At 67.6% G+C, this 1,761-nt stretch carries 1 pseudogene; it reads right to left on the reverse strand.

Annotated elements, in window-relative coordinates:
• Positions 1–240: 240 nt before the first annotated feature.
• A pseudogene (locus LPA54_RS32515) lies at positions 241–1,583 on the reverse strand (Helicase associated domain protein).
• Positions 1,584–1,761 lie beyond the last annotated feature (178 nt).

The raw sequence follows: 1,761 nt of genomic DNA on the forward strand, positions 1-1,761 counted from the left end.
GGCTTCGCCGAAGGTGTGGCCGTCGGCGTCGCAGAGAAGCACTGGGCTGCCGACTGCGCGGATTTCGCGTCAGGTGATTCCGCGGACGACTTCGAGGAAGGCACTGACGGAGACCGGCGCGTCGCTCACAGCGGGTGCGGAGTCGTTTGAACCGGTGGAGCCTGACGAAGGCGCGCTAGGCACTCCAACGGATCCTGCCCAGTCCGAAGCCGCCCGGTGCCAGCCTCCGGTCCGGTGTGTTCATGCCCACTGGATGCCCAGTTCCCGCAGCGCGTCGACTTGCTCCGCAGTGAGCTTGTCGCGCCTCGCGCGGGTGTTGGATACCCACACACCCAGCTGGACGACCACCGGTTCCCTTTCGCCGTCGATGGTGATGTCTTCGCCGTGCCCGCGGGGTACCGGCCGGTTGCCTTCCCGTTCGACCCATTGCGTGAGGGCCGCGAGCCCGCGCTGGAAGGCCTGCTGCGCCGTGCCTGTGCCCTTCGCCGTCGTGCCGCCGGCCCCTGCCGGGGCGGCCCCTGCAGGGGCGGCCCCTGCCGGGGCGGCCCCTGCCGGGGCGGGGGACCGCGCCTCGGTGGGTTTGACACCCAGCGCGGTCAGCCGTTCCTGTTGCTCGGCCGACAGCAGTTTCCAGGTGCCGGGCTGTTTCTGCCGTTTCAGCCAGCGTCCGATGTCGTCGCCGTCCATCAGCACCCCGGGTGCGATGTCGGACAGAACACCATCGGCGTCGACCAGGTCGGCGAGGACGCCGGGAGCTTGTCCGCAGCGGCCAGATCGTCGTCGGTGGCGTCACTGGCGTACAGCTCGGCAGCCGTCCCCGGAAGCTTCTCCGCGAACACGGCGGCCTCCTCCACCTTCTGGTGGAACGTCATCACAGTGCGCAGGTTCCACCTCGCCGCGTGCTCCAGGAGCGCGGTCTGCAACAGCGCCAGACGCCGGCCCCGCTGCGCCTCCTCCGACTCACCAAGGACGGGGCAGGGGTCGCGGATCTCCAGCACGTTGCCACGGATCGCCGCCCACGGACGACCAAGATCACCGGCGGTGCCGTGCGCCTCATCCACGATCGCGAGGTCAAAGCCCGCCATGCGCTGGCCGTACAGCCGCTCCCCGCCCGCCAGAGCGGCCTCCAACGGCCCACGCACCTTCCGCTGGCCCCCGAGTGCGTCGATGTCCTCGCGGTCCACCAGTGAGGCGTACGTGGCGAACACGACGACCGGTCCGGAGCTGGCCCACAGGGCGAGCTGGATGGGGTTGGTGGTGGCGCGCACCCCTAGCTCGTTGAGCACGGGGTCGTTCTCCAGCGAGCACACCCCCACCATCGGCGCCCGGTGGCCCACCAGGCGCCACGCCTGGGCCGTCTGCACGAGCAGGTCCAGGGTCGGCACGGTCACAAGGATCCGGCCGTCCGGGAAGCACTCCAGGGCGCACGCGGCTGCGGTGATCGTCTTTCCCGATCCAGTCGCTGACACGATCGTGCCCCGGGCACCCTGCGGGGGCACGGATGACCTTGAAGGGAATCCCACCCACTTACGGAAACTCACCTTCTGGTCCACCTGGTGTTCCCGGAGCTGGATCACCGGCATTCAATGGCTCCTATTTTCTGAGTTCAAAGGAATTTTTAAAGAGGTGAGCAGCATCTACTCTGAGAGCCTGCAACTCCACCTGTCATCCAGTCAGATGGCTTCGGAGCTAAATCGGTTCACGGCCTTCCTTGACCGAAAAGAACATAGTCACGAGAGGGGCAGCGCATTAGAATTTGGT

It is taken from the genome of Streptomyces sp. DH12 (assembly GCF_020873895.1).
GTDB lineage: Bacteria > Actinomycetota > Actinomycetes > Streptomycetales > Streptomycetaceae > Streptomyces.